The organism is Micrococcus sp. UYEF5 (genome assembly GCF_040546065.1).
Taxonomy (GTDB): domain Bacteria; phylum Actinomycetota; class Actinomycetes; order Actinomycetales; family Micrococcaceae; genus Micrococcus; species Micrococcus luteus.
The window spans coordinates 1-8410 of record NZ_JBEPNB010000019.1; the positions used below are offsets into that span (position 1 = coordinate 1).

The following is an 8410-nucleotide window of genomic DNA, read 5'->3' on the forward strand; positions in this document are numbered from 1 at the left end:
CGACCCGGTATGACAAGTACGCGATCGTCTACCGGTCCGCTGTGGTGCTGAATGCTGTGATCGCATGGTCCAAACGATTGTCAGACATGCCCTAGGCAGGAGGGCCCGGGAGGCCAAGTGGGACACGACAGGTGCCTTGGTCAGGGCCGAGGCGCAGGTATCGTCCACGGCCTCCAGGGCACAGACCGGCAACCCGGGGTCGGCTGCCTCATCCCCGGCAGGCTCGGCCGGGAGCACGACCTCGGGCACCATGCCGGCCGGACCGATGGCGCCCGGCCCGAGGTGATGAACAGTTGTGGCGGCGGCCGTACCGGTGGCGGCCCAAGCCGCGCTGGTGCCCGTACCAGCGTGCATCCCGAGCAGGCCCAGGATCAACACGAGGGTGCCCAGAACGGTTCGAAGGGCGGGCCAGCCGGACAGGGGGCGGCGGGGGGAGGTCACAGCAGCGATTCGGTGGTGTTCCCGCCGTCCGTGGTGGACAGCACGGTCGAGCCGACGACCAGCAGTGCTTCGGTCTGCCCGTCGTCGGTGATGCCCGTTCCCAGGGCGGTGGCCGTGCCGACCGGGCGGTCGCTGGCGGTCCAGGTGTCGCCGGCGTCGGTGCTGGTCAGCAGGTGTCCCTCGGTGCCGGCGCCCACGGCGGTGGTGTCATCGGCCCAGGCGACCAGGTGCATCAGCTGGGGGGTGTCCAGGGTGGTCCAGGTCGCGCCGTGGTCGGTCGAGCGCAACATGCCGGTTTCGGTGGTGGCCAGCACGGTCCCGGTTTTGGGGGAGATCGCCAGCGATGCCGGGGCGACGGGGATCTCAAGGCTCTGCCAGGTGAGGCCGTCGGTGCTGGCGCGCAGTTGCCCATCGAAGCCGAGGACCCCGTTCGGGCCGGCGGCCAGGGCGTGGAAATCGGATGCGCCGCCGCGGGAGAGCACCGTCCAGCTCTGGCCCCGGTCGGTGGACTCGGCCAGGCCCAGCGGCTCGGGCAGGTCGGTGCGCGGTGCGGGGTGACCCGAGGCCAGGTAGCGGCCCTCGGGAGTCAGGGTGAAACCCATGAAGTCCACGACCGGACCGACCTGGGTCAGCTCCCCGTCCTGGAGCCGGAACAGGCCCTGGTGGGTGGCCAGCAGCACCTCACCGGACTCGGGGTCCCGGGTGAGGGCATGGACGTGGGTGATGGCCGTGCCGGTGCCCTGCGTGCCGGTGCCGGCCGCCGGGGATGTCGCGGGGTTCGGCGCGGCGCAGGCGGTGAGGGTGCCAGCGCCGAGCAGGGTCAGCCCGCCGGCGATCAGGGTTCTGCGGGTCAGGGGGGTCATGGAGCCTTTCCGCCCCGGGCCAAAAGGCGGGGCTATCTACCATTGTCGGCCGGTGACGCGCCGGGATGGGGCGGTTTGCCTTGAAGATTCGATGAAGATTCCCCGCCCCGGCACCGTTCTGAGCCGCCGGGGCGCGAGACAGAGCGAGACTGGACCCATGAATTCTGGCACTGGCACTGGGACTGACACTGGGACTGGTCCGGCGGCCGGCCGGGTGTTGGTGGTCGATGACGAGAAGCCGCTGGCGCGCATGGTGGCCACCTACCTGGAGCGGGCCGGCTACGAGGTGGCCCTCACCCACACCGGCCCGGCCGCAGTGCAGGCCGCCCGGGTTCACGAGCCCGACGTGATGGTCCTGGACCTGGGCCTGCCCGGGCTGGACGGGATCGAGGTGTGCCGGCGGGTGCGGGCCTTCTCCGAGTGCTATGTGCTGATGCTCACCGCCCGCGGCCATGAGCACCACCGGTTGGAGGGATTGGCGGTGGGGGCCGATGACTACATCACCAAACCCTTCAGCGTCCGGGAGCTGGTCGCCCGGGTGGGGGCGGTCATGCGCCGGCCGCGCACAACGGTGTCAGCCCCCGAACCGGAACGGGTCTGCGGTGACCTGGTCATCGACCTGGCCGCCCACGAGGCCCGCGTGTCGGGCCAGGTGGTGCAACTAACGCGCACGGAGTTCGACCTGTTGGCCGCCTTGTCGGGGCGCCCGCACCAGGCCTTCTCCCGGCGCCAGCTGATCGATATCGTCTGGGACCCGGCCTGGGTGGGCGATGAACGGCTCGTGGACGTGCACATCAAGAACCTGCGCCGCAAACTCGACGCGGACCCGGCCCGCTATATCGACACCGTCCGCGGGGTCGGCTACCGGATGGCGGAGCAATGACCGGCCGGCGGCGCTACCAAGGATTAGCGGCCCGGTTCTTCCTCGCCCAGCTGCTGGTGGTGGGGGCCAGCGTGCTGGCCGCGGTGGTGGTGGCCTCCCTGGCCGGCCCACCACTGTTCCACGAGCACCTGGAACAGGCCGGGGCCGGACACGATGCAGCCCAGGTGCTGCACGTGGAGCAGGCCTACCGGGACGCCAATTTCTGGACCCTGGGCGTGGCCCTGGCCACGGCCTTGATCTGTTGTCTGGCATTGACCTGGAATGTCGCCCGCCGGATCCAGAGTCCGATCAACGCCCTGACCCAGGCGGCCAAGGCCATGGCCGGTGGACGGTACGACACCCGCGTGCCGGCCATGGGCGCCGGCACCGAGGTGGAGGAGCTGGCAGGGTCTTTCAACACCATGGCCGCACGGCTTCAGCGCACCGAGGACACCCGTCGACGGATGCTCTCGGACCTGGCCCACGAGCTGCGCACCCCCGTCTCCGTGCTGACCGTCTACCACGAGGCCCTGCAAGACGGGGTGTCCCACTGGGACGAGCCCACCGGTGAGCTGATGGGCGAGCAGCTGGCCCGGTTGACCCGGCTGGTGGAGGACATCAACGACGTCTCCCGCGCCGAGGAGGGCCGGATCGAACTGGACCGCAGCCCCCAAGGGGTCAGCGGGCTGCTGCATGCCGCGACCGAGGCCCACAAGGAGGCCTACGCCACCAAGGGCGTGGCCCTGACCATGGACGCCGATCCGGGCCTGGCCGTGGACGTGGACCGCCAGCGCATGGGCCAGGTCCTGGGCAACCTGCTCACCAACGCCCTGCGCCACACCCCGGCCGGGGGCCGGGTCACCCTCGAGGCCCGACAAAGCCCGTCCGGGGTCACGCTCAGCGTCACCGACACCGGGGAGGGGATCTCTCCCGAGCACCTGCCGCACGTCTTCGAACGCTTCTACCGCGGGGACACCGCCCGCGACCGTGACCACGGCGGCTCCGGGGTCGGCCTGGCCATCTCCCGAGCTCTCATCCAGACCCACGGCGGCACCCTGAGCGCCACCTCCACCACGGCCGGGGCGACGTTCACCATCGACCTGCCCACCAAGCAGCCCCCCGACCAGCCCACCTACCGGCGCACCCGTTTATCCACCGTGAACACCGGCGCTCCACCCCTTGAATGATACCCCCAGGGGGTATATACCAAGAGGAGAGGCGCCGTCCGGCGCCGCCCTCAGACCTGAAGGAGACCGTCATGACCGAATCCGCCCGCACCCCGCTGCCGGGGGCCACCAACGGCTGCTCGTGCTGCGCCCCAGCCGCCGACGCCACCGCCCCCGCCGGGCGCCAGAGTGCCGACCCAACCGGGACGAGCGCCGGCGACGCGACCTACCAGGTGGAGGGCATGACCTGCGGACACTGCGTGGGCTCCGTCGCCGAGGCCGTGAGCGCCCTGGACGGGGTGGACGATGTCCGGGTCGAACTGGTCGCCGGCGGGGCCTCCCCCGTCACCGTGACCGGGCCCGCCTCCGCGGACTCCGTGCGGACGGCCATCGAAGCGGCCGGCTACCGCGTCCGGATCTAACCGACCCATCCCCTCGAGGTCGGCGCCCCACCGCCGAGCCGGTCGCCGAACAGACCGCCGAGCAGAAGGAACACCATGAGCACCCCGCACCACCACGATCACCCCACCGACCAGACCGCCGAACACCCAGACCCGAACCCCCACGCCGGCCACGCCAACCACACCGACCATGCCGCCCACCACCCCGCGGACGCGGCCACCCACGGGCAGGCCATGCCCCAGGGCCACGCCCACTCGGCCCTGGACGAGGAGCACCAGGTCCACGACCACGGTCAGCACGCCGGGCATTCCACCGCGATGTTCAAGAACCGGTTCTGGGTCTCACTGGTGCTCTCCATCCCGGTGGTGTTCTTCAGCCACATGGTCGGGCAGCTGCTGGGCTACCACGTCCCCGAGTTCCCGGGCTCGGCGTGGATCGCCCCGGTGCTGGGCACCGTGATCTACCTCTATGGCGGCATGCCCTTCCTGAAGGGCGGGCTGACCGAGTTGCGCGCCCGCCAGCCCGGGATGATGCTGCTGATCGCGATGGCCATCACGGTGGCCTTCGTCGCCTCCTGGGTCACGACCCTGGGCATCGGGGACCTGATGCTGGACTTCTGGTGGGAGCTGGCGCTGCTGGTGGTCATCATGCTGCTGGGCCACTGGATGGAGATGCGCGCCCTGGGCGCGGCCTCCTCCGCCTTGGACGCGCTGGCGGCGCTGCTGCCGGAGGAGGCCGAGAAGGTCGTGGACGGTGACACCATCACCGTGCCGATCACCGAGTTGGCCGTGGGCGATGTGGTGCTAGTGCGGGCCGGGGCCCGGGTGCCGGCCGACGGGACCATCCTCGAGGGCGCCGCGGAGTTCGACGAGGCGATGATCACCGGGGAGTCGAAGCCTGTGCTGCGCCAGGCCGGGGACACGGTGGTCGCTGGGACCGTGGCCACCGACAACACCGTGCGGGTGAAGGTGGCCGCCGTCGGGACCGACACGACCCTGGCCGGGATCCAGCGGATGGTCGCTGACGCCCAGGAATCCTCCTCCCGCGCCCAGGCGTTGGCCGACCGGGCGGCGGCCCTGCTGTTCTGGTTCGCCCTGGTCGCGGCGATCATCACCGCGATCGTGTGGACCGCGATCGGCCAGCCCACCGACGCGGTCACCCGCACCGTGACCGTGCTGGTCATCGCCTGCCCGCACGCCCTGGGCCTGGCCATCCCGCTGGTGATCGCCCTCTCCACGGAGAAGGCCGCCAAGTCCGGGGTCCTGATCAAGGACCGGATGGCCCTGGAGCGGATGCGCACCATCGACGTGGTCCTGTTCGACAAGACCGGCACCCTGACCGAGGGCGCCCACGTCGTCACCGCCGTCACCGCGATGCCCGGCGTGTCCGAGGCAGAACTGCTGGCGGTGGCCGCCGCGGCCGAGGCTGACAGCGAGCACCCCGTGGCCCGGGCCATCGTCACCGCCGCCGGGCAGCACCCGCAGGCCAGCACGTTGCGCAAGCGCGGCACGGACTTCAGTGCTGCCATGGGCCGCGGGGTGCGCGCCACCGTGGACGGCTCCGAGATCCTCGTCGGGGGCCCGAACATGCTGCGCGAGCTTAACCTGACCATGCCGGCGGAGATCACTGAGCACACCGCCTCCTGGACCGCGCGCGGGGCCGGGGTGTTGCACGTGCTGCGCGAGGGGTCCGTTATCGGCGCGGTCGCCGTGGAGGACAAGGTCCGCCCCGAGTCCCGGGCCGCCGTGGCCGCCCTGCACGCCCGCGGCATCAAGGTCGCGATGATCACCGGCGATGCCCGCCAGGTCGCCGAGGCCGTCGGGGCGGACCTGGGCATCGACGAGGTCTTCGCCGAGGTCCTCCCCCAGGACAAGGACACCAAGGTCACCGAGTTGCAGTCCCGGGGACTGTCCGTGGCCATGGTGGGCGACGGCGTCAACGACGCCCCGGCGCTGGCGCGGGCCGAGGTCGGCATCGCCATCGGCGCCGGCACCGACGTGGCCATGGAGTCCGCCGGCGTTGTGCTGGCCAGCAACGACCCCCGCGCGGTGCTGTCGATGATCGAGCTCTCCCAGGCCAGCTACACCAAGATGATCCAGAACCTGGTGTGGGCCACCGGCTACAACGTGCTCGCCGTGCCGCTGGCCGCCGGCGTGCTCGCCCCGATCGGGTTCGTGCTCTCCCCCGCGGTGGGCGCGATCCTGATGTCCGTCTCCACCATCGTGGTGGCCCTCAACGCCCAGCTGCTGCGCCGGATCGACCTGGACCCGGAGCACCTGGCTCCTCTCGAGCGCCCCCGGTCGCAGGCTGCCCTTCAACCCGCGACCTCCTGATCGCGCCTCTTGGCGCTAACTCTGATATGAACCCTCAACCCACTGTGGAAGGACCCACCATGAAACGCACCATGACGCTGACCGCCCTGGCCCTGGCCTCCGCCCTGACCTTGACCGCCTGCGGCACCGGCGCCCAGGACGAGAACGCCGGCGCTGAGGCCTCGGCCACCGCGACCAGCTCCGCCCCCGCCGCCACCCCTGCGGCCACGGCCACCGCGACACCGTCCACCACGGCGACCGGTTCGGCCGAGGAGGTCTCCGCCGAGCACAACGACGCGGACGTGATGTTCGCCCAAATGATGATCCCGCACCACCAGCAGGCCGTTGAGATGAGCGAGATGCTGCTGGCCAAGGATGACGTCCCGGCGGAGGTGGCCGCGTTCGCCCAGAAGGTCATCGACGCCCAGGGCCCGGAGATCGAGCGCATGAACGCCATGCTCACCGCCTGGGGCCAAGACCCCGTGGACACGGACGGTATGGAGGGCATGGACCACGGCGGGATGTCCGGGATGATGTCCGAGGAGGACATGGCCGCCCTGGAGCAGGCCCAGGGCACCGAGGCCGCCCGGTTGTACCTGGAGCAGATGACCGCCCACCACAAGGGCGCCGTGGACATGGCCAAGGACGAGGTCGAGGACGGCCAGAACCCGCAGGCCGTGCAGCTCGCCGAGCAGGTCATCGCCGACCAGGAGGCCGAGATCACCGAAATGCAACAGATGCTCGACAAGCTCTGAGCACCGTCGTCCGCTGCGGGCATCCGGTGAGACGCGGCTGGCGATAGACCCCGAAACCGGAACGGGTCCTCCAGGAAAGGAGACGAGCATGCAGGACAAGATCAAGGTCGCGGTGAACGGGTACGGGGTCATCGGCAAACGCGTCGCCGACGCGGTCCGGGCCCAGGAGGACATGGCGCTGGTCGGAGTCAGTGACGTCATCGCTGACTACCGGATCGCGACTGCGGCCGGGAAGGGTATCCCCGTCTACGCCTCTACCGAGCAGGCCCTACCGGTGATGGCGGATGCCGGCCTTCCCGTCGTCGGAGGCCTGCACGACCTGCTCGAGAACGTTGACGTCGTGGTGGACTGCACCCCGGCCCAGGTGGGCGCCGGCAACCTGGAGCTCTACCGTGCCCACGGGGTCAAATCCGTGTTCCAGGGCGGGGAGAAGCACGATCTCACCGGCCACTCCTTCGTCGCCCACGCCAACTACGCCACCGCCCTGGGCCGGGACAGCACCCGGGTGGTGTCCTGCAATACCACCGCCACCGTCCGGGCCCTTACCGCGCTGAAGGACGTCGGACTGCTGTCCAAGGCCCGGGGGGTGCTCATCCGCCGGGCCACCGATCCGTGGGAATCGGACCACTCGGGGATCATGAACACCATCGTCCCCGAGGGCCGAATCCCCAGCCATCAGGGGCCCGACGCCCAGTCGGTGGTCCCGGACCTGGACGTGGTCACCATGGCCGCCAAGGGAGCCCACACTCAGAACCACCTGCACTACTGGACGATCGAGCTCACCCGCCCGGCCGAGAAGCAGGAGGTGTTGGAGGCGTTCCGGGCGATGCCGCGGATCGCCTTCGTCCGGCGCTCGGACGGCGTCGTGGCGGTCAATAGCACCGTGGAACTCATGGAGGACCTGGGCCGGCCCCGGGGTGATATGTATGAGGTGGCCCTCTGGGAAGACATCCTCACCGTGGACGGCAACGAGCTGTACTACACCTACACGGTGGACAACCAGGCGATCGTCGTCCCCGAGAACATCGACGCGATCCGGGCCCTCACCGGAACCGTCGACGACGGCGGCGAGTCCATCCGGCGCACCGACCGCGCCTTGGGGGTGCGCCAGGACTTCGTGCGCTCCTCGGTGGCTGCCCGTTGAACTGCGCGGCAGACGCCGCTGAGGCGGTGCCCGGCCCCAGGAATGGGGGGTGGTCGGACACCGCTTCGGCGGCCGCAGACTACCGCAGCGGTCCTATGGCCTCCGGTCAGGTGCGAGAGGCCGTCGCGATCGCGTTGATGGCCTCATCCAACACCGCATTGAACTGCGCTGGGCTCTGGGCCGTACTCAGCCCTTCGGTCAGGGCGCGGGAGAAGCTGGCGATCACGCCGTGGTTGCGGGCCAGCAGGGTGGTGGCCTGGGCCCGGGTATAGCCGCCCGACAGGGCCAGGACGCGGATCACTCGGGGATGGTCCACGAACTCGCGGTAGAAGTCCGCCCGCTCCGGCAGCGTCACTTTGAGGATGACCGACTAGGGCATGTCTGACAATCGTTTGGACCATGCGATCACAGCATTCAGCACCACAGCGGACCGGTAGACGATCGCGTACTTGTCATACCGGGTCG

At 70.3% G+C, this 8410-nt stretch carries 8 protein-coding genes and 2 pseudogenes; 7 read left to right on the forward strand and 3 right to left on the reverse strand.

The genetic code is table 11. From position 1 onward, the window contains the following. Positions 1 to 95: pseudogene (locus ABIB16_RS10995) on the forward strand (IS5/IS1182 family transposase); the annotation flags it as partial. 342 nt (positions 96 to 437) lie between these two features. On the opposite strand, the gene ABIB16_RS11000 reads toward ABIB16_RS10995, so the two are convergent. Continuing rightward, positions 438 to 1304 carry a F510_1955 family glycosylhydrolase gene (locus ABIB16_RS11000; protein ID WP_036340675.1) on the reverse strand — a complete coding sequence of 289 codons (867 nt, stop codon included), beginning with the start codon at positions 1302 to 1304 and terminating at the stop codon, positions 438 to 440. 157 nt (positions 1305 to 1461) lie between these two features. Between ABIB16_RS11000 and ABIB16_RS11005 the strand changes: the two genes are divergently transcribed. The 6 genes from ABIB16_RS11005 to ABIB16_RS11030 all read left to right on the forward strand — a co-directional run bounded on the left by ABIB16_RS11005 (position 1462) and on the right by ABIB16_RS11030 (position 7945). Continuing rightward, positions 1462 to 2187 (forward strand): response regulator transcription factor, encoded by a 726-nt coding sequence (locus tag ABIB16_RS11005; protein ID WP_060974075.1) that lies wholly within the window; start codon positions 1462 to 1464, stop codon positions 2185 to 2187. After that, positions 2184 to 3353, forward strand: coding sequence for a sensor histidine kinase (locus ABIB16_RS11010; protein ID WP_060974076.1), 1170 nt, complete (start codon positions 2184 to 2186; stop codon positions 3351 to 3353). The genes ABIB16_RS11005 and ABIB16_RS11010 overlap by 4 nt, the downstream gene beginning before the upstream one ends. Positions 3354 to 3424: 71 nt before the next feature. Then, positions 3425 to 3754: a heavy-metal-associated domain-containing protein gene (locus ABIB16_RS11015; protein WP_060775536.1), complete on the forward strand. Its 330-nt coding sequence runs from the start codon at positions 3425 to 3427 to the stop codon at positions 3752 to 3754. Positions 3755 to 3829: 75 nt separating this feature from the next. Beyond that, positions 3830 to 6067 (forward strand): copper-translocating P-type ATPase, encoded by a 2238-nt coding sequence (locus ABIB16_RS11020; protein WP_060974077.1) that lies wholly within the window; start codon positions 3830 to 3832, stop codon positions 6065 to 6067. Positions 6068 to 6126: 59 nt separating this feature from the next. Then, positions 6127 to 6801, forward strand: a complete 675-nt coding sequence (locus tag ABIB16_RS11025; RefSeq protein ID WP_060974078.1) for a DUF305 domain-containing protein — start codon at positions 6127 to 6129, stop codon at positions 6799 to 6801. Positions 6802 to 6889: 88 nt separating this feature from the next. Continuing rightward, positions 6890 to 7945 (forward strand): type II glyceraldehyde-3-phosphate dehydrogenase, encoded by a 1056-nt coding sequence (locus tag ABIB16_RS11030; protein ID WP_002854314.1) that lies wholly within the window; start codon positions 6890 to 6892, stop codon positions 7943 to 7945. Between the two features lie 106 nt (positions 7946 to 8051). On the opposite strand, the gene ABIB16_RS11035 is transcribed toward ABIB16_RS11030, so the two are convergent. Beyond that, complete coding sequence (locus ABIB16_RS11035; protein WP_060974079.1) at positions 8052 to 8300, reverse strand: beta/alpha barrel domain-containing protein; 249 nt, start codon at positions 8298 to 8300, stop codon at positions 8052 to 8054. A gap of 15 nt (positions 8301 to 8315) precedes the next feature. Continuing rightward, positions 8316 to 8410: pseudogene (locus ABIB16_RS11040) on the reverse strand (IS5/IS1182 family transposase); the annotation flags it as partial.